This is a genomic window from Limnoglobus roseus, assembly GCF_008254045.1.
GTDB lineage: Bacteria > Planctomycetota > Planctomycetia > Gemmatales > Gemmataceae > Limnoglobus > Limnoglobus roseus.
Map to the genome: position 1 here is coordinate 5523574 of NZ_CP042425.1, position 20019 is coordinate 5543592.

Sequence of the window (20019 nt, forward strand, 5' to 3'; positions counted from 1 at the left end):
TCAAGCGGGAGTAAGTGTGGGCGTTTGCCAACGCCCGGGTGCGGTACCTTTCGCACGCCGTTCAGTGGGAGTGGAAGTGGTGTGTTCGAAGCCGCAGCAGTGGCCGCGACCGAACATCGTCATTCGAGTGTTTTTGGCCGGCGGGCAGCCAACTCTGGGACGGGCCGTTCGATCGATTCCATCGCAGCCTCGGCGGCCTGGATCTGTGCCGGGGCTTGGGGCAACTTCAGTCGGAGGGCAATTCGTCCCCGCACGACCGACGACTGCGCTTGCTCGTACGTGGCCTTCTGCTTTTCGGCGACCGCACAGCTCTCGTCCGCGAACGACAGGGCTTCCTTCAACTTGCCATCCGCGGCGAGGAGGAGACTTCGCTCGCGCAACGCCTGGGGGCGGTCGCCGGGAACGAAACGGGCGAACCACGTCGCCCATCGGGCCAGCCGGATCGCTCGCCGGCGGAACGGCTTGCCCCGGCCTTTGTTCGCCTGGTCCACGGCGTCGGCGTGGCGTCGCAGGGCCGCGGTCAGCGATGTCAAGACGGGCATCGTGTGGAAGACGATCACCAGATTCTTTTTCACGAGTTCGAAAGCACGCTCGTGAACCCGCATCGCGTCCAGCGTGCGGCCGTGGAAGAGGTGCCAGTGCCCCTCCGCCATCAACCCGTAGGACGTTGCCAGGATGTCGTCCGGTCGGGGGCGGCAGCAACTGCGCAGTTGCTCGAACGGCAAGTTCCCCTGGGTCAATCGCGCCCAAAGTTCGAGGGCCGCGTAGGACAAGTTGTCCTCCCCCGTTCGCACGCTCGATTGAAATAGCCGCCGCGCTTCCTCACTCGCCTCGCGCAACTTGCCTTGTCGATAGAGGCAGAGGCCCTTGTGATAGTACGCCACGTACAGTTCCCAGAGGTCGCCCATCCCGCCGATGAGCGCGATCGCCTCGTCAAATCGGGCGATCGCTTCCTCGAAACGTCCCGATGCGTACAGTGCCAATCCGCTGTAGTTGTACCCGTGGCCCAGCCCCCAGAGGTCGTTCTGCTTTCGGCTCAGGTCCAGGGATCGGTTGACATAATTTGCCCCCCGCGAGTTCCATCCGACAATGTTCATCATGACGGCGTGGTGAGAATAGTTGAACGCCAGGGCGCGACCGGGGGGGATCTGTTCCGCACGGTTCATTGCGGACAGGTGCGCCCAGATGTACTTGACCGTGTTGTGAAACCAGTACGTTTCACTCACGCGGTCGAAGATGCGGACGACAAGGGCAGACTGCTCGCTTGGTGATTTTGCGTGCAAGCGAGACGGAAAGAGGGTGTGCAGGGCCTGGATGAAGGTTTCGTGGAACAAGCCCGACAGCCAGCCGATGCTGGAGCGCGGAACCCACTGGCCCAGACGACGCAGCGCCCGCTCGTAGACGACCAGGCTTTCGTTGATCGCACACTGCTTGAAGGCAAGTTCGCCTTGCAGAGCCTCGATCCGCGCCTGCTCGATCGGTTGGTTCGTCAGGGCCACCGCGCCGTCCAATTCTTGCGAGGCCTCCCAGTACCGCCCCAGGAGCATCAGCGCCTCGCCGCGGCCCTCGCAGATCCGGAACCGGATTGCCGCAGAAGCCGACTCGGCGTTCCGCCGGGCGATTGCGAATTGTTCCGCGGCCACTTCAAGGGCGAACTGACGCCGGGCTTGTTCGCCCGCCAGTAGGGCGTAGGCCCACGCCCGGCGGGACTCGCCGGCAGCATCGTAGTGGTAGGCCAAATCGTACACCCGCGGGACCGCTCGGCCCTCGTCCTCCCGGCCCTTCTCGCCGCGCTCCAGGGCCACCACGAGTTCGGCCGACGCGCCGCCCCCCTCGGCTTCAATGACCTCGGCGAGGGTCCGGTGGATCGTCCTGCGGCTTTCCGGTCCCATCTGACCGAGCACGGTTTCCCTCACCCGGTCGTGGTAGGTGTCGACTAGGAGGTTCTCCTCCGGACCGACCAGGCGAACCAGGCGCTCGTTGCGCATGTGCATGATGGTGGCGACGGGCGCCAAAGCGTGCCCGGCCGTTCGTGAGGCCTCCGCCAAGGAAAGGGCCTGGCCCGAAACCGCCACGACGTTAAGAAGGCTTCCCGCCTCGGCGGGCAGGCGGGCCATTTTCCGGGCGAGCAGTTCGGGCATCTCCAGCGGCTGAAATGAATCCGTCTCCGGATCGAAGCAGCCGACCAGTTCGATCAGCAAGTACGGGTTGCCACCCGTTTCCGCAGCCATCTGGGCCGCTCGAAGCCGGATGGCCGGGGTGTCCTTGCCCAGCAGGGAAAGCACCAGTTCGGTGCACTCCTCCATCCCGAGCGGCGACACGGTCACCTCGCGATGGCCGAGAGCCACGTCGTGCTTCCGATTCAGCTCGTGCCACTTGCGGAGGAAGGGGCTAGTTTCGGTTTCGTCGCTGCGGTAACTGCCCAGGAACAAGAGCCGTGGTGCCTGGGGCGGCCGCAAGACCGTGAACAGCACCTCGGCACTGTCGGCGTCGCCCCACTGCAAGTCGTCCACGAACGCGATCAGCGGCCGGTCTTGACTGAGGCCGCAGAGCAGTTCTCGCAAGGCTGTGAAGGCACGGTCGCGGATCTGCGGTTCGTCCAGGTTGCCGAGGTTCACGCGGGGAGCTTGGGCCACCACATCAACGCGGTGGAGTACGGAAAAGACCTGGCAGAGCACCCCAATGTCCGCGGGCATCACTCGCGCGGCTTCTTCGTGGGGCAACGTCCGCAGGAAGGTGGCCAGGGCATCAATCAGATTGTCGAGAGCCTTGAACGGCACCGACTCGCGGTCGTAACAGCGGGCCGAGAGCACGACCAGATCCGGGTCGTGGCGCAGCGTTTGGAGGAAGTGCTCGGCCAGCGTCGACTTGCCCTCGCCGGACCGGCCGCGGATGAAGGCGGTGATCGGTTCTCGCTGTTGCTGGAACGTGCGGTAGGCATCCTTCAACGCTTCCAGGTGCTCGCCCCGGCCCACCAGATGCCAGCCCGCGGCGACGGCCCCGGAACGGACGGCGGCGTGCGAAGCGATGACCTTGGCGATCGCGAGGGCATCGGGCCGCTGGTCCGGGGCGCGGGCCAGCAACCGCATGGCCAACTCCGCGAGATCGTCTGGGAGATCGGGCACGTCGGCCAGCGACGGCGGGTCGAGGTTTTGCTTCTTTCGAAGCACCTTCAGGGGATCGCCGGAAAACGGGAGTCTTCCGGTCAGGGCCTCGTAGAGCATGACGCCGACGGCGTACCAATCGCAGGCGGGGGTGATCGCTCCCGCCCCCGCCTGTTCGGGGGCCATGTATCCCGGCGTGCCCGCGATCTCAGCGCCGGTCGTCGCGGCGTTCCCAGCGAATTCCAGGGCAAGTCCGAAATCCAACAGCAGGACGCGGCCCTCGGGATTGACCATCACGTTGGACGGCTTCAGGTCTCGGTGGACGATGTTCCGCCCGTGCAGGGCCAATACGCCCATGACCAGTTGCGCCAGGGCCGAGCGGAGGCGGGGTTCATCCAGAACTCCGGACGGTCGAACGAAACTGAAGAAGTCTTCCCCCTGGATCAGATCCATGGTGAAGAACCAGTGGCAGCCGTCGGCCTCAAGGGTGTGAAGGCCGATGAGGTTGGGGTGATTGATGTCGGCCAGGGTGCGAAACTCCCGCTTGAAGCGGTGGAGCGCGGCACCGTTGGCGGCCGGTAGGGTCTTCAGGGCAACGTGGTTGCCCCGCGACTGGTGGACCGCTTCGTAAACGACGCCCATGCCGCCCCGGCCCAGTTCGCGGAGGAGCAGGTAGTCGCCGAGTCGGCTGGCGGCGGGAACCTTGACGGCGGCGGGCGGCGATGCCAACGTGCTCGGCCGGTCATGGCGGTACGCCCGGGACTGTTGCTGGTCCCAGGTGACCGGCGGTGCCTCCGGTGCGGTCTGCGGCCCGTCAGGGTGGTACACCTGGGACTGTTGCAGGAACGCTTCACGGAGCAGGCCGGTAAACTGCGGGAAGCGTGCCAGGTAGTCATCGAGTTGGGGTTGCTCACCGGCGGCGCGGCGCCATTCGATCTCAATCGCGAGGAGATTGCGGAGCAAGGTGGGTTGCGCGTCGGCACCGACGCGGTTCAGGTAGGAGTCGATCGCGGGCTTGGTGTCGTGCTGATACTCCCACGTAAAGGCCGTGCAGAGGGAAACGACCTGCTCGAATGGGGTGGTCAGGGTGTTGGGTTGGTCCTCGGCCCGCATGGCTGTGACTTCCATGGGAGTTCGGCAAACAGCTCGACGGGGACGGCCGTCATCGCCACTTGCCCGGTTTGACGACCGGCTTTCGTAATCCCTATCTCAGACGGCGGGGAAAAACAAGGGCGAGAGACGCCGGTGATCTTTTCGCGGGAGCCGCCAGTTCCAGGCGTCATGCAGTTGGCAGAGGCGTGAACGGGTACTGGCGTTCGGCCCTCCATTCGGCTATCCCAACCGCACCGCCCCGCGAAAACCGGAGGTACCCTGATGATTCGCTTTCACGTCCTCCTCCTGCTCGTCCTGACGACTCCCGCTGGCCTGCGGGCGGATGACCCGAAACCCGGTACGGGGAAGGTGGTCGCCGGGATCATGTTGTGCTGGTGCCCTGCCGGGAAGTTCACGATGGGCAGCCCCGAGAACGAGCCCGACCGGCGCGCGGACGAGGCCCAGGTCGAGGTGACGCTGAGCAAAGGGTATTGGACGGCCAAGTACGAGACGACGCAGGGCCAGTGGAAGCGCGTGATGGGCAAGTTGCCGGGCAAAGCGACGGCGGAACTGCCCGAGGGCGACGACCTGCCGGTGGGGAACGTGAACTTCGCCCAGTCCGAGGCGTTCTGCGCCAAACTCACCGAACTGGGGAAAAAGGACGGCACGCTGTCGAAGGGCTGGGAGTTCCGGCTGCCGACCGAAGCCCAGTGGGAGTACGCCTGCCGCGCCGGGACGAAAACCGCCACCTCCTTCGGCGACACGCTCAGCACCGAGCAGGCGAACTTCAAAAACAGGCCGTACAACGGGGCGAAGGACGGCCCGTCTCTCGGCAAGGCGGCGAAGGTCGGGAGCTACCCGGCCAACGCATGGGGGTTGCACGACATGCACGGCAACACGTTCGAGTGGTGCCGTGACTGGTACCACACCAAGTTACCGGGCGGCACGGACCCCGACCTGTACGACACGAAGGGGGAGAAGAACCGGGACCAATCCGTCTCGCGGGTTCGTCGCGGCGGGGCGTGGACCGACGAAGGGAAATACTTGAGGTCGGCGTTCCGGCTGCGGTTCGAGCCGGAGCGGGGGTACGACCACATCGGGTTCCGGGTCGTCGTGGTGAAGCCCTGATTCTTCTGGCTGATTCGTACTCCTCGCCCCGAGTCCAACGCCGCAGTGAAGGCCGGCGTACCGCGAACCGACGCGCACAGGCAAGCCACCGAAACGCAACAGCGGACGCCCGTCGTATTTCTCAAAGCCCGCGGGTTGGCCACGTGGGTGGATCGGACCTACGGGCGGACGCTCACGCTGTTCGGCGGTGACAGGTCGGCATTCCAGCGGACGTGGCTGAAGAACTTCGCCACCGGACGGAGCGGGATGCGGTTGTCCTCAATACCACACGGCCGGCTCGCCGTCATCGGACCCCGGGTCGGGCGGGTTGAAGGGAATGGGTGTGTACCCGACAGGTGGCGGAGTGGTAGGGGGTGGAGTAGTGGCGGGGGGACTGGTTGGTTGTGGGTCGCCCGTCGGAGGCGGCGGGGGAGGGGGAGGGCTGGTCGGTTCGGGGTCGTCCGTCGGGTCGACTGGCGTCGCGCCCACCGGGTCGGTGATGACCACGGCCGCGAGGCGGAAATCGACGGGGGCGGAAGTGCCCAGAGCGCGGAACCGAATCGAATACGTTCCGGCTGTCAAGAACACGTCCAGCGAGCGGCCACGATGAGCCGCTGTGGTGAGCGTGGCCACGACTGTACCGTCTTCGGCGGTCACGACCATTTCCACGCCGGGGGTATCGACCCCCGTGCCGTCGGCTGAGAGAACGAGGTGGACTTGCCCCGTTTGGGTCAAGACCAGGCCCCCGTTCACAAGGGGGGCGAGGGTGTCGAGTGACTGAACCGGACCGCTCGGGAAGGTCAATGCGTCGGAACGGAGGTCCGTCGACAGCACGTAATTGCCCCGTGCGTGCGTGTCCGAGGAAAGCTTCAGGAAGTACGTCTGGCCGGATGGCACGTCCCGGAGTTGAACGGTGGTCGTGTTGCCGTCCGCGGTGAGAACCTCAGTAGCAATCGGATTGCCGAGCGCGTCGTAAACCTCGACCCACGGGTTGAGAGTCGCACCGCCCTGGCCCCAGACCGTGGTGAGCAGATTGATCGGACTGCCGTCCGACGTCGGTGGGACGGTGAGCCGGTAAACATCCACATCGGTCGCGGAGCCGAAGCCGCCTTGGGTCACGAACTCGGCTTGCGGACCGACCGCCGACCCGCGACTCAAGAGCGTTGTCGCCGCGGACAGAGTGTCGTTCAGGCCGGTATCGTCGAGCAGGTTGGTGACGATGCCGGTCACGTCCGTCAGGATGGAACGCTGGGTAACCGTGAGTGCATAAGCACCGATGCCGAACACGTCGGACCGGGCGGACGAAACACGAACAAAGTATTTCGCGAACGAGTTGATCGCATTCGACGACAGCGTCACGTCGTTCGTTGTGGGATCGGTCGTCAGGGCCGAGGCAATCACATTGCCGTTGGAATCGAGCAACTCGACCTTGGCGGTCAGCAGGCTCAGGCCGGCGGCCCCGAGATTGATGGTCACGGAACGAGTCAACAGGCCGGCCTTGAAACTATAGATGTCGACATCGGCCGTCGTCGTGAGGTCCGCCGTCAGCGGTCCCGTGTAAGGCGTTGCCGAGCCGCGCGTGCCGTTCCCGCCCGAACCCTCGAACCGGTCGGCGACCCGCGGCCCGTACAGGGCCTGAATGGAGGCGATGTCGCCGGCCGAGAGGCCGGTCCGCGGCCCTTGATAGTACTCGTACATCACCGAGGCGGGGTCCGAACTATTCCCGATGCTCAGGGCGTGGCCGGCCTCTTGAAGCAACACCGTGCGTAGGTCCGGCCCGCCGTCCGCGTATCCGGCCGACGTGTTGACCGTGACGTCGCCCGAGTAGTTGCTGAACGGGCCGTAAGGGGCGGTGACAGCCAATACGTCCGACGCCAAAGGCACCCCGCCGACGCGGACATCGCCGAAACGCGGGTCGCCCTGTTCGGCCGCGCCGACGCCAAAGGCTGAACCGTCGTCCGCCACGAGGCCGAAGTTCACGTTCCCCACCGCGGCCCACGACTGGAACGCCCGAAGGACGTCAATTTGGGCCTGCGGGCCGAGTTGAGACAGGAGGTTCGGTAGTGCGTTCGCTTTGTGCCCGACGGGCGTGCCGTCGGGTGCAAAGCTTAATGTCAGGTGTTCCGCGTCCGGCCAGGCGATCCCGAACGATGCCGGAGTGTCTCGCCGTTCAAGGGATTCGACCCGAAGCCCACGAGGGTGCCGCATGGGAGAGTGCTCTGTCGAGTACTAGGTGTCCGGGCATGGCGTGGGGTCGTGAAATATGGTTCAGGAATTCCGAGAAGCCAAGTCGGTTATCTCGCTCCGTTACGAATAATCTCCACCGATTCCCGCGGTGGCGCGAGTTGTCTTCCGGGACGCGAAAAAGGTACTCACCAGCGCGGCTGAGTTCGCGTCACTTCGTGGCCGGTTGCCCCAACCGCTTGATCTCTTTCGCGGCCGCCATCGTCTGGGCGAACCGCGGATCCTTGCGAACCGGGTCGAGGTCCGTATCCGACTCCAACAGGTTCGAATCGGCAAACCCCGCCTGGATCGCACGGGCCAGGTATCCGAGGGCCAAGTCCTTCGCCTTGTCCGTCCCCTCGGCCTTGGACAGTTGGGCGTAAAGTCCTGCCACCTGGAACAGTCGGTAGCCAGTCGCATCCGCCTTCAGGGCGTCGTCGGCATCGCGTCGGGCTTCGGCGGCGTGGCCGAGGCGAGCGTGGTAGACACCCCGGGAACACCGGGCGTCTACCTGATCGGGGTAAAGACTCAGAAGTTGATCCAGCACCGGGATTGCGTCGGCTTCGCGGTGCTGGTGGTCGGCCAGGATGACCGCCTTGTTGAGTAAAGCGTCCCGCATGCCGGGGCTGATCGCTAACGCGGCGTCAAAGTCGGCGAGTGCTTGGGCGGGTTCTTTCGCCGCCAGCCGCGCCAACCCGCGGGCGGCCCAACTGAGTGCGTCGTTCGGTTCGCGGGCCGTGCCCTCGACTTTGTCCGCGTCTGCTCCGGGAATGTTCCCGGCCGCTCGGCGAACCCGCGACCGGAGGAAGAAAATGCGCGTCGGGGCACCGGACGCGGCGAGCGCCGCCGTGAAATCCTGCTCGGCGGCGTTGAACTGCAGGAGTTTTTCGCGGGCCAAACCCCGGTTCAGTAAAGCCGGCAACCAGCCCGGTTTCAATTCCAAAGCCCGCGTGAGGTCGGCCTCGGCGGCCGCGTACCGGCGGAGCCTCAGTCGCGCAAGCCCCCGGTTCGCGTAGACAGCCGGCGACTCCGGGCGTAGGGCCACGCACACGGCGAAGGCCGTCTGTGCGTCGGCCGGTTGGTTCAGGGCATCGTGACACACCCCGCGGGCGAACCAAGCCAGGAAGTGCGGCGGGTTGCGGTCGCAGAATTGCGAGAGGAGTGGGAGGGCCTTGTCGAAACGGTCCGCGGCGGCCAGGTCGAGGCCGTCAAAGTACAGATCGGTGTCACGCACTTGGGTCGGCCGCGGGGCCACGAAAACTGGGACCGCCTTGCCCGCCTGCCGGAGCGCGAACTCCTCGCGGTGGCGGGCGAGAACCGCGGGCCGATCGTCGTCGCCGTACATTTCTTCGGCGAGTTGGTTCCACCGAACCGCCGCCGTCACGCCACCGGGAGCGGTCGCCTCGACCCGCGACATCAGAATCAACAGTTCGCCGAACGCCACCTTCAAGGATGCGCGGCGCGGTCCGTCCAGTAATGCGAAGTCCGCTCGCGACTCCCAGTCCGGGTCGTCACCGATCCCGTAGCGGGCAAGGGCGGCCGTCGCGAGTGAAAGACCCTGCTCTCGGGATTGAGCATCGCTCCGCGACCCGAGCAAGGTCTCCGCCGCTCTCACGTCGGCGGCGGTGGTGGCGTACACCCCTTCGGCGGCAGCCGTCTGAAGCCGGGCGGCCCGAGCTTCGGCGTCAACTTGGCGGACAACGACGAGCGACGCGGGGAGGACCAGCAGGGCGAACACGAGCCCCGCGACCGTGAGGGCGGGGTTCCGTCGCCGCCATTTCCCGAGCCGTTCGCGGAGAGATGTATTTCGCGCGAACTTCAACGGTCGGTGGGAGAGTTGGCGTGTCAAGTCCTCGCGGGCTTCGGTGGCAGACGTGTACCGATCGCGTGGGTCGGGGGCCAGGAGTTTCAGGACGATTTCGTCGACCGCGGGTGAGATCGCCGCGTTATACCGGCTCGGCGGCGGGGGCGGGTCGCCGTGCTGGGCGATCATCGCCCGAATGACGGCGTCGGACGTCGGCCCGTCCGGCAGCGGGTACGGGAGTCGGTCGGTCAGGAGTTCGTAGAGGATCACGCCGAGCGAGTACAGGTCGCTTCGCTCGTCCAGCGGCACTTGCGGGTCGAGGAATGCCCGGAGGTGTTCCGGGGCCATGTACGGCAGCGTCCCGCCAACCGTCCCACCGCCCGACCCGCGGGCCGACTCGCACGAGACGTTGAAGTCCAGGAGCATGGGCACGCCGTCGTCCGTGAGCAGGACGTTGGCCGGCTTCAAGTCGCGGTGAAGAAGGTGGTGAGCGTGGGCGTGGCCCAGTCCCGCGGCAAGTTGGCCGACGAACCACAGGCACGCTTCAACGGGCGAGAGTCGACCGAGCGTGGCGATCACGTCCGCCAGGGCCGGGGACGGCCCGTGCGCGGCCGCGATTCCAAGAACCGCGTCAAACAACTCTCGCCCGGATCGCGGCCCGTGGGCCGGCGGCGTCGCGAGGATTTGCGCGAGTGTGACCCGCCCCAGGTACGGCATGCACAGCACTTGCAGCGGGCCGTCGGCGTGTACCGAGTAGATGGGGACGACGTTCGTGTGCCGGAGCCGCGCGAGGTTCTGTGGCTCATCCGTCGGCAGGGTCGTCAATTTCAGGACGACCAACCGATTGGCGAGCGATTCCTGGCGGGCGAGGAACACGCGGGCGAACGAACCGCGACCGATTTCTTCCACGAGTTCGAAGTGCAGAACCTTGTCGCCGGCTCGCGGGAACGGGGATGGGGACGGCGTCGATTGCCCGACGTCGATCAGGCCGCTGTCGAGGTCCTGTCGCGGGGGTGGGGTTTCCGACGACTCGGACCCTTCTTCCCGTTGTGGCCGCGGTCTTACCCTTTGCGTCCGATCGAAAGCCGACTCCGCCACGAATTGTTCGCCGCTCGGCATGGCATGCCTCAAAAATGAGATGCAAGCAGTCGGGCGAGACTGATGGCGAGAATGAGCCTCCATACTTTGGCACACGGACAGCCATGTGCAACCACCCGATGGTTCATTTGGATTGCGAGATGTCTTGTTTGGGCGAAATTCTACTGCATTTTTTGAAGGTTTCCCGGAATGGCACCTGCAACCTACCAGGCTGTCACCGCCGGCGACTTCGCTTCACGATTCACCGCTTCCGTTCGCTCGGGACGGTCCAAACACAAACTTCGTCGGCTCAAGATCTAGATCCGCACGTGAGCTGATCCCGCCGCTGACACCGTTGACGAAATGACCGGAGTTCAGTTCCCTCGACAATCAACAAAAAAACCGGCCCGACAGCCGGGGTTTTTCATGCCGTGAGAACGAGAGGTGAATTGGCAGAAAACCGGAACAGTTTAGGCGGGGCCGACCTGAACTGAAGAAGCTCAGTACATCGTGCAAACTTCGATTTTCCCGTCTGCCTCGCAGGCGATAACGTCTTGCGTGGACGGCTCGAAGCCCTCTTCACATATCGAGGTGGAAGCACACTAGCCAACCGCTTTGGCCCCCTACCGAGAAGCGGCTCTCCCTCAAGGTGGATGGCAGCGGCAGGTTTCGCTGATAGACGCAAACGGAAGGGGGTAATGGCACTGAGGGCCGCTCGGATTGCTTCGTCACTTGTCATCGGCTGCTCTTCATCTTCTTCTCGTCGTTCGTGTAAGGTAGAGGTGAATTCGTCAATTACCTGAACAGATAGCGGGACTACCTCAAAGCGGAAGTCGGGCTTTTCTACTTACTTCAAGTCTCCACGAAACCAACACCCCCAACAACCAAGCCAACAGGAACACAAGGGCGTTTCCGCCGCAGCACCACTGCAACCAAATCCCATCCCAGTACAGGGCGTCGTTCACTTCGGTGCGAGCGGGCCGGTCATGTACCGCGTACTTCGCGGCGGCCGAAGAGAGTGTGAGGCCGACGATGAAAGTACCGCAGCCAGCGAATAACCCCCACACGCGACTAGAAGTCGAAGGCGGCATCGTAACCAACCGTGCCCCAGTTTTTGCCAGCGATTTGCCAGTTCAAAGAGTCGTCGTAAAGACTTGTAATCTCAGGACTTGTGGAGAGCGGGATACGAGAGTCGAACTCGTCTCACAGCCTTGGGAAAAGTGTGAGACACGCAATTTCCCTTGGATTTTCACGTCTTTGCAGGCAGATTTCCCCCTATAATGCCCCCGAATCTGCCTGCAAATTTGCCTGCACAGAGGGGGCCGGTATATGCCTCGCAAGTTCCTGATGTCGCCCGACTTCTCCGTGCGGAACCGGCGGTGGCGGAAGTGGCATCAGGGCAAGCCGTACACGGTGACGTGCGCCGAACTCGGCCTGCCCGAACACCTGTGGACCGAACTCGGTTCGTACCAGGAGGCGAACCGCTGGTGGGAGGCGAAGCGGCGGGAGATCGAACAGCCGCACAAGGTCTTGCTGGACCGGATCGTCCACCAACTGAAAACCATCGACGACGAAGACGTGAAGGCACGGGACGCCTTCACGCTCGAAATGTCGAAGATCGCCCCGGCGGTGTTCACGCCCCCCGCCGCCAGCACCGGCATGACCGTCGGCGAGGCGCTGGACGAATACTACGCCCTCCAACTCGTCAACTCGGAGCCGTCCTCGCTCATCCGGCTGCACTCGTTCGTGCGGGACCTCAAAGCCCTGACGCTCCCGCCCGTCGATGGGCAGCCGGGGGCGGTGGTCCTGTCTGCGGACATGCCCCTGGCGGTGATCGACGAGCGCAAGGTGCTCCAGGTGTTCCACTACGTTGACAGGGTGAAGAACGAAAATTCTTCAAAGGTTCGTTACTTCGGCATGTTCCGGGCGTTCGTCACCCACTGTGCCGTGATGGACCACATCCCGCTGCCGAAAAACATTCGCAGCCGGAAGCTGACCTGGGAGGTCACGACGACGGCCAAGGAGATGCCCGACTGGGACGTGGTGAGGGAGTTCTTGAAGAAGCTCCCGGACCGGCTTCGGCTCTACGCCCTGCTTGCGCTCAACACCGGCATGAACAACACGGACATCGCCCACCTGGAGGAGCGGCAGATCGACTTCAAGCGCCGGACGGTGCGGCGCAAGCGGGTCAAGACCGAAGGGTGGGAGAAAGTCCCCACCGTGGTGTACTTCCTGTGGGACGAGACGCTGCGGCTGCTCAAGCAGGAGATGACGACCGGGGCGGCGTATGCCCTGCTCGACGGGCGGGGGAAGCCGCTGTACGTCGAGAGCAAGGGGGAGGGCGGGAAGCCCAAGCTGTACGACAAGGTGAAGTCGCAGTGGCGGGACACGCTGGGCCGGTCCTCGGAGCGCCCGTTCACGTTGAAGGACTTCCGGGACTTCGGCAGTCTGCTCCTCCAGAACAGCCCCTTCCGAACGTACCGGGACTCCTGGCTCGGCCACACGCCCAAGGAAGTGAGCGACACGAACTATTCCGGTTTTGAAGACGTTCGAGCGGCCTGCAAGTGGATGGAGCAGGTCATATTCCACGGGCTGCCGATCCGGGCCGAAGATGAGGACGGCGAGGCCACCTCCGTCACGAACGGCACAACGGGGGCGGGGGAAAAGTGATGTCGAGCAAACTCCCCCTCAACCCGAACGACCTCCTTCGCCAGCGCACCGTCGAGGGCGACCGCATCGAGTACAAGGCGGGCTGGAACCCGGACGCCGTGGTGCGGTCACTCTGCGGCTACGCCAACGGCATCGAGAACCTGGGCGACGGGCATGTTGTCACACCCGCTTCGCCACCACGAACCACGCCCTCGGCCCGCCGTCCCGGAAGCTGGCGTCGTGCGGGTCGGGCCGGACCTCGTACCGGGACGACTCGATGCTCTCCACCACCCAATCTCGTGAGAAGGCATCCTCGATCTCTCGTCGGGATACCCGCCGTGGCCCCTGCGCCCCCGGCTCCTGATCGCTGAAGCACAGCAGAAACAACCGCCCGCCCGGTTTCAGGACCGAGGCCAGCCCATCGACGTACCGCCGCCGGTCCTCGTCGCCGAAGACGTGGAACAGCCCGCTGTCGATGGCCGAGTCGAAGACTTCCGGCAGTTCCTTCAGCGTCAGGGCGTCCGTGACCAGGAAGGTCGCCGTCAGACCCCGCTCGGCTGCCTTCCGCTTCGCTATCGTGATCGGCTCGGCCAGGAAGTCGATCCCCGTCACCGTCTGGCCCCGCCCGGCGAAGTACAGGGCGTTCTCCCCCGTCCCGCACCCGGCGTCCAGGACCGCCCCGGTGATCCGGTCGGCCACGGCGAGCAGCGCCGTCTGCGGCCTGCCGATCTCCCACCGGGGCTGCCCGGCGTAAAGGTTCTCGAAGCTGCTGCGGTCGTGGACGGGCACGGCTCACCCCCTTCGCCGGTGACGGCGTTACGCTTTGACGGCCCCGAACGCCGCAAAGCAGACGGTTTTGTGAAGCACTTCGACCTGGGCGAACCCGACCTTGCGCAGCAGGTCGAGTTGGTACACGAGCGGGCGGGGCGTGTCTTCCTTCTCAACGTAGTCGAACACATGGTCCCGGTACGCCTCGTCCTTCAGCGCCGTCAGGTACTCGCCGTACCGCTCTCGCATCACCCCGCTGATCGCCGGGATCGAACTCTCCACCAGATCGAAAACCCAAATTGAGCCTCCGGGCCGTAACGCCCGGTGGAGGGCGGCGAACACCGCCTCCCACTCCTCGTCCGTGCGCAGGTGGTGCAGCACGGCGGCAGCCAGCACGAGGTCGAACTGCCCGCCGTGTAGTTCGACCTCCCGGATGTCGCCCTGAACCGTCGTCACCCTTCCTGCGGTCGCCTGACCGACCCGGCTCGCCGCCCGCTCCAGCATCGGCTGGCTCAGGTCGATCAGGGTGGCATCCAGGTTCGGCAGTCGCTCCAGCAGCTTGAGCGTGTAGTTCCCGGCCCCGCACCCCACGTCCAGGACGTGCCGGGCGTGGGGCGTCGTGGCTGCTGCCGCCTGTGCCACGAGCGCCATCGCCAGGGGCGCATCGACGGTCGCCGACTGGCCCGTTTCGAGGTTCGAGAACCGCTCCACGTCGGCGTCGAACCGCCTCCGGATTTCATCCACCGTCGATTTCATCGTCATGCTCCACCATTCCGGCATAGAACCGCCGCCCGGACTGCCGGGCGACCGCCGACTATCTTATCCCCGGTCGAATGCGGTTCCCGGTGGGGGCACGAGGCGGTGCGCACGGAGAAGGTGAACCTGGGCGAGAAGCTGGCGCTGTTCGCCGACCACTGGAGTCCGAAGGTGGTGGGCGAACGGAACGGCCAACATAGGGAACGAGCCAGACCGTCTCGAAACCGACCGATTCGCCGTCGATTCTCGGTACGCTTTGGGCATAAAACTTGCTGTAAGTGCTCTTCCCTTACACCATTCGGCGTCCATTACGACCCTCGTAGGGCGGATGCACTTTCCTCCGCCTTCGAGTGGAACCGGGCGAAAGTGGAACGGCGACGTGCGCTCGACTCGCTTCTTCGCCGGAGTTGAACCGCATGACCGACCGGGCGACGAGCGATACACCTTCCCACGTCTCGGAACCGTCCCGCCTACCCGACTTCCGGGTTCCGTTGGGGCTGCGACGGGGGCGTATCCCGTCCCGTCCCCCGACCTCAAGATCGTCGCCGTCAGTGGCGGCGACCTGCGGGCCACGGTGACCCGGCAGCAGGCCATCCTGGGCCGGGGCGAGTTCGAGGTCTTCCCGGACACCAACGCAGGCGGTGTTCGATTTCCCGCCCGCCGCCCGTCGTTGCTGCCGCACGCACGGGGCAGCCGCACACCGCTCCTGACCGGCGAATGCCGTTGAATAACCGCCTGCCCTCCAGACCGGCTCCTCTGGGAGTCCTGACAACGACGTAACCGAAGAGAGTGGCCGAGCATGACGGATCGAGACCAAAAAGCGCCAGGGGCACAAGAGGGCGAGCTGTTCCGGCTGCTGGTCGAGAACGTCCGGGACTATGCCATCTTCGTCATCGACACGGAGGGCCGGGTCGAAAGCTGGAACCCTGGGGCCGAGCGGCTGCTCGGCTACGGGGAAGAGGAAATCCTCGGTCGCCCCGCCGCCACGTTCTTCACCCCGGAGGACATCGAGCGGGGCTACCCGCAGCGGGAGATGCGGGAGGCGCTGGAGGGCGGGCGGGGCGACGACGACCGCTGGCAGGTCCGCAAGGACGGCTCCCGGTTCTGGTGCGGCGGGTCGCTGACGCCCCTGTGGGACGAGGGCCACAAGCTCCGGGGCTACGCCAAGATCATGCGGGACCGGACCGAGTGGAAGCGGGCCGAGGAGGAGCGGGCGGGCCGGACCAGGGAGGCCGAGCGCAAACAGCGGCTCTACGATGCGGTCCTCTCGAACACCCCCGATCTGGTCTACGTCTTCGACCTCGACCACCGCTTCACCTACGCCAACGGGGGCCTGCTACGCCTGTGGGGGAAGACCTGGGACGAGGCCGTCGGCAAGACCTGTCTCGAACTCGGCTACGAGCCGTGGCACGCCGCCATGCACGACCGGGAGATCGAACAGGTCGTCGCCACCAAGCACCCGGTCAAGGGCGAGGTTCCGTTCACCGGCACGTTCGGCCCCCGCATCTACGAGTACATCTTCGTCCCGGTCCTGGGCGAGGGCGGCGAGGTCGAGGCGGTCGCCGGGACGACACGGGACGTGACCGACCGCAGGCGGTCCGAGGAGGCGCTGCGGGAGGCCAGCGCCACGCTCCGCAGCTTCTACGACACCGCCCCGGTCATGATGGGGGTGGTGGAGGTCGTGGGCGAAGACGTACTGCACCTGACCGACAACGCCGCCACGGGCCGGTTCTTCGGGACCGCCCCGGCCTCGCTCTCCGGGCGGGCGGCCAGCGAGATGGGCGTCCCCCCGGACCACCTGCGGGAGTGGGTGCGGGCGTACCGGGAGAGCGAGCGGACCGGGCAACCGGCCCGGTTCGAGTACCCGCACGAGACGCCCACGGGCCGCCGCTGGGTGTCGGCCATCGTGTACTGCATCGAGGCGCTGCCCGGAAACCGGGTCCGCTGCTCGTATGTGGCCGAGGACGTGACCGAGCGGAAGCGGGACGAGGAGACGATCCGCTCGCTCCTCCACATCGGCGAGAAGCTGAACTCGACGCTCGCCGTGGACGAGTTGTTGGACCTCCTGGTGGTCGAAGCCGCCCGCCTCGTGGGTGCGGAGAGCGGCGTGGCGGGGCTGAACGGCCCGGAGGGGATGCGCTGCCACACGTATTTCCAGCGGGGCCAATGCCTGCCGCTGGACTACTGCTGGCCCCCGATGCACGGGCTGCCCGGATGGCTGCTCGTTCACAAAGTCCCGTACCTGACCAACGACGCCGTGGCCGACACGCAGATCGTCCACGAGTTGTGCGTCCGGTTCGGCGTGCGGTCGGCCCTGTCAACGCCCGTCTTGAGCGCCGACGGGGAAGTCCTCGGCTTTTTCGAGATTCACAACAAGGACGGCGGCTTCACGCCCGCCGACCAGGAGAAGCTGCTGTCGGTGTCGCACGCCGCCTCGATTGCCGTTCAAAACGCCCTGGCCTTCCGGCGCATCCAACGGGTCGAGGAGTCGCTGCGGGACGCCAACCGGCGCAAGGACGAGTTCCTGGCGACGCTGGCGCACGAACTCCGCAACCCGCTGGCCCCGATCAGCAACGCCCTGCAAATCCTCAAGATGCCCAGGGTGGAGGCGGCGACCGTCGAACGGTCACGGGGCATGATGGAGCGGCAGGTGCATCACTTGGTCCGTCTGGTGGACGACCTCCTGGACGTGTCACGGGTGATGCGGGGCAAGATCGAACTCCGCCGGGAGCGGGTCGAACTCGCCACGGTCGTCGCCCGTGCGGTCGAGACGGTGCAGCCGCTCGTGGACGCCCAGCGGCACGAACTGGACGTGCGCCTCCCCCCCGAATCCTTGCCCCTCGACGCCGACCCGGTGCGGCTCACACAGGTCGTCGGCAACCTGCTGACGAATGCGGCCAAGTACACGGAGCCGGGCGGGCGCATCCGCCTGACCGCCGAGCGGGACGGCGACGTGGCCGTGCTGCGGGTCCGGGACGATGGCATCGGGATCGCCCCGGACGTGCTGCCACACGTCTTCGAGTTGTTCGTTCAGGCCGAACACGCCACGACGAAGACCCAGGGCGGACTGGGGATCGGGCTGACCCTGGTGAAGAACATCGTGGGGATGCACAACGGGACGGTCGAGGCCCGCAGCGACGGGCTGGGCAGGGGAAGCGAGTTCGCCGTGCGGCTGCCGCTCGTGGTCGGGGCGGGGCAGCAGTCACAAGACAACGGGACGGGAGAGCTTCACCAGCAGCCTTCTCGCCCATCGGGGCATCGGCTGCTGGTCGTCGATGACAACCGGGACGCCGCCGACAGCCTCGCCATGCTGCTCGAACTGCAAGGGCACGAGGTCCGGGTGGCCCACAGCGGCCCGGCGGCGCTGGAGATGACGAAGGGCTACGCCCCGGACGTGGTGTTCCTGGACATCGGGATGCCGGGGATGGACGGGTACGAGGTCGCCCGCCGGTTGCGGCAGCAGCCCGGCCTGGAGAGCGTGGTGCTGGCGGCGCTGACGGGTTGGGGCCAGCAGGAGGACCGCCGCCGCACCGCCGAGGCGGGTTTCACCCACCATCTGGTGAAGCCCCCGGACCCGAAGGCGGTGGAGGGCGTGTTGGCACAGTTGACGCCCCCGGACGTTAAGTAGTCAGGAGAGGATCGCCGTGCCGGAACGGAAAGCCCGACCGGAGAGCCGCACGCCGAAGCGGGCCTCCTTCGACTACTCCCCGGACTTCACGGCCACCGACTTCCGCCACCGCCCGGAGCTTTACCGGGTCGGTAGGGGCGAGCAGGGCGTGCTGCTGGTCGAGCCGTACAAGGGCGAGATTCTCCCACACTGGCGGTTCAAGACCGTCGCCGAGGCGAAGAAGTCGTCGGCCAAGATTTACAAGTTGTTCCTGGCGTACTTGAAGGCCGACGACTTCCCCGGCGCTGACACGGCCCGCAAGTTCCTCCAGATGGGGTGGACCCGTGCGAGACGGTACGCCAACCACAAGGGCGGTCGCAAGTACGACAAGAAGACGGGCGACGAGTTGCCCAGGACAGAGGATGCTAAGAAGGCGGCAGCGGCGGCGGTCTTCTACGAGCGGTACGTCACCGCCCAGCAAAACACCGAGTACGTCAGGCAGAAGAAACTGCACCAGGAGCGATACGAAAGCCAATGACCTGGATCGAGTGGTACAAGACGCTGGCGAAGCCCTTGTGGACGCCCGCCCCCTCGACGATCAGCCTGATCTGGGCGCTGCTGTACCCGGTCATCCTGGTCAGTTTCGGGTTCGGGTTCGTGAATCCGAGAAGTTCGCCCCGCTGCTGGAAGAGGAACCGGCGGGGTAGTGAACCCGACGGTGTGGCGGGTGTCCTTCATTTCTGCTGAACATGGGCAGGACGAGGGCGAAAGGTGAAGCCGTTCTTTGAAGACTACTGCGAGGATAACGAGTCTCTGGTCAAGTACCGTGACCTTCTTGCCATAGGCTCCGAGTTCTTGGAAGAAATAGTCCGCTTCGGCAACGAGGTCATCCACGTCTGCATCAAGAAGGCCCAAGGGGACACCCGCCGGGTCCACTTCACCCTGCTGGGACTTGCCCGGCATCAACTCGCCTACATGGATTCGGCGAACATCCTGCTGGGCAAGGGCTGCGTCGAAGCCTGCCTGCCCTTGCTACGGTCGATGCTGGAATCCCACCTGGGGATTGCCCACATCGTTCAGGACAAGCACGAAGATCGGGCGCTGGCCTACGAACTCGTGCGGATCAAGCGGCGATTGAAAGAACTTCGGATGGCCGACAAGACGCACACGGACGGGAAGCAACTCGAAGCCGAGTTAGCGTCAGATGCCCTTGTCGCTGGCATCCTGGACAAGATGCCGAAGGACTTGTCGGCACGGGCAGCGGTCGTTGAGGCGAAGTTGGCCGACCCGAAGTTCGCCCCGATCTTGGCAGAGTGGGAGCGGCTAAAACGGCCCGCCGGAAAGTCGAAGCAGAAAGACCCCGAATGGTTCAGCCTTTTCGGGGGCGGGAACTCCATCCGAGACTTGGCGAAGAATCTCGGCTCGATTTCGCTCTACGCCTTCATTTACAAGGAGTTGTCGAACTCCACGCACGCAGCCACGGCCCTGGACAGCTTCACCGAAGTCGGGGGCGACATCACGCAAATCCGCCAGCTACGACACCCCGGCGGGTATCACAAGCTGTTCCGTGGCGTGTTCATGATCTTCCTGATTTCGTTCGACAAGTTGCTGGAGTTCTACGACAAGCAGCAGCAGGGGACGTTCCGCCACCACATGACGGCAAGCGTCGTTCCGAGATTCCACATCATCTTCGGCCACATGAAGAAGCACCTTCCGGCGTGGCTGTCCGTCGAGTAATAGTGCTTGCGGGAAGCGATCCCTTTTGACACATGGGAGCGTCGGACGTGGGCGAGATAACTCGGAAGATGTTCTTCGACCGGCAGTGAGTCGGG

The 20019-nt window shown here is 65.3% G+C and carries 13 protein-coding genes; 7 read left to right on the forward strand and 6 right to left on the reverse strand.

Annotated features, from left to right (window positions below; all coding sequences use genetic code 11):
* Positions 1-119 precede the first annotated feature (119 nt).
* Positions 120-4232 (reverse strand): serine/threonine-protein kinase, encoded by a 4113-nt coding sequence (locus PX52LOC_RS23360; RefSeq protein WP_149112353.1) that lies wholly within the window; start codon positions 4230-4232, stop codon positions 120-122.
* 246 nt (positions 4233-4478) lie between these two features.
* Between PX52LOC_RS23360 and PX52LOC_RS23365 the strand changes: the two genes are divergently transcribed.
* Complete coding sequence (locus tag PX52LOC_RS23365) at positions 4479-5324, forward strand: formylglycine-generating enzyme family protein (RefSeq protein WP_149112354.1); 846 nt, start codon at positions 4479-4481, stop codon at positions 5322-5324.
* A gap of 158 nt (positions 5325-5482) precedes the next feature.
* Here the strand turns inward: PX52LOC_RS23365 and PX52LOC_RS43430 are convergent, their stop codons facing one another.
* The 3 genes from PX52LOC_RS43430 to PX52LOC_RS23375 all read right to left on the reverse strand — a co-directional run bounded on the left by PX52LOC_RS43430 (position 5483) and on the right by PX52LOC_RS23375 (position 10449).
* Positions 5483-5611 carry a hypothetical protein gene (locus PX52LOC_RS43430; protein ID WP_261345034.1) on the reverse strand — a complete coding sequence of 43 codons (129 nt, stop codon included), beginning with the start codon at positions 5609-5611 and terminating at the stop codon, positions 5483-5485.
* Positions 5583-7511, reverse strand: a complete 1929-nt coding sequence (locus PX52LOC_RS23370; RefSeq protein ID WP_149112355.1) for a matrixin family metalloprotease — start codon at positions 7509-7511, stop codon at positions 5583-5585. Before PX52LOC_RS23370 ends, PX52LOC_RS43430 begins: the two co-directional genes overlap by 29 nt.
* Before the next feature lie 187 nt (positions 7512-7698).
* Positions 7699-10449: a protein kinase domain-containing protein gene (locus tag PX52LOC_RS23375; RefSeq protein WP_168219163.1), complete on the reverse strand. Its 2751-nt coding sequence runs from the start codon at positions 10447-10449 to the stop codon at positions 7699-7701.
* Between the two features lie 1287 nt (positions 10450-11736).
* On the opposite strand from PX52LOC_RS23375, the gene PX52LOC_RS23380 reads away from it, so the two are divergent.
* Positions 11737-13077, forward strand: coding sequence for a tyrosine-type recombinase/integrase (locus PX52LOC_RS23380; RefSeq protein ID WP_149112357.1), 1341 nt, complete (start codon positions 11737-11739; stop codon positions 13075-13077).
* A 159-nt stretch (positions 13078-13236) separates the two neighbouring features.
* On the opposite strand, the gene PX52LOC_RS23390 is transcribed toward PX52LOC_RS23380, so the two are convergent.
* Positions 13237-13845 carry a class I SAM-dependent methyltransferase gene (locus tag PX52LOC_RS23390; RefSeq protein WP_149112358.1) on the reverse strand — a complete coding sequence of 203 codons (609 nt, stop codon included), beginning with the start codon at positions 13843-13845 and terminating at the stop codon, positions 13237-13239.
* A 27-nt stretch (positions 13846-13872) separates the two neighbouring features.
* On the reverse strand, positions 13873-14580 hold the full coding sequence (locus PX52LOC_RS23395) for a class I SAM-dependent methyltransferase (RefSeq protein WP_149115596.1): 708 nt from the start codon (positions 14578-14580) through the stop codon (positions 13873-13875).
* Positions 14581-14959: 379 nt separating this feature from the next.
* On the opposite strand from PX52LOC_RS23395, the gene PX52LOC_RS23405 reads away from it, so the two are divergent.
* The 5 genes from PX52LOC_RS23405 to PX52LOC_RS23440 all read left to right on the forward strand — a co-directional run bounded on the left by PX52LOC_RS23405 (position 14960) and on the right by PX52LOC_RS23440 (position 19924).
* On the forward strand, positions 14960-15307 hold the full coding sequence (locus tag PX52LOC_RS23405) for a hypothetical protein (protein ID WP_149112359.1): 348 nt from the start codon (positions 14960-14962) through the stop codon (positions 15305-15307).
* A gap of 72 nt (positions 15308-15379) precedes the next feature.
* Entirely contained in the window at positions 15380-18208 is a 2829-nt protein-coding gene (locus PX52LOC_RS42050) for a PAS domain S-box protein (RefSeq protein WP_168219164.1), read from the forward strand.
* Between the two features lie 16 nt (positions 18209-18224).
* A complete protein-coding gene (locus tag PX52LOC_RS23430) occupies positions 18225-18725 on the forward strand; it encodes a DUF4385 domain-containing protein (protein ID WP_246173451.1) in 501 nt (166 codons plus the stop codon).
* Positions 18722-18934 carry a tryptophan-rich sensory protein gene (locus tag PX52LOC_RS23435; protein ID WP_149112361.1) on the forward strand — a complete coding sequence of 71 codons (213 nt, stop codon included), beginning with the start codon at positions 18722-18724 and terminating at the stop codon, positions 18932-18934. Before PX52LOC_RS23430 ends, PX52LOC_RS23435 begins: the two co-directional genes overlap by 4 nt.
* Positions 18935-18958: 24 nt before the next feature.
* Entirely contained in the window at positions 18959-19924 is a 966-nt protein-coding gene (locus tag PX52LOC_RS23440; protein ID WP_149112362.1) for a DUF5677 domain-containing protein, read from the forward strand.
* The last annotated feature ends 95 nt before the right edge of the window (positions 19925-20019 follow it).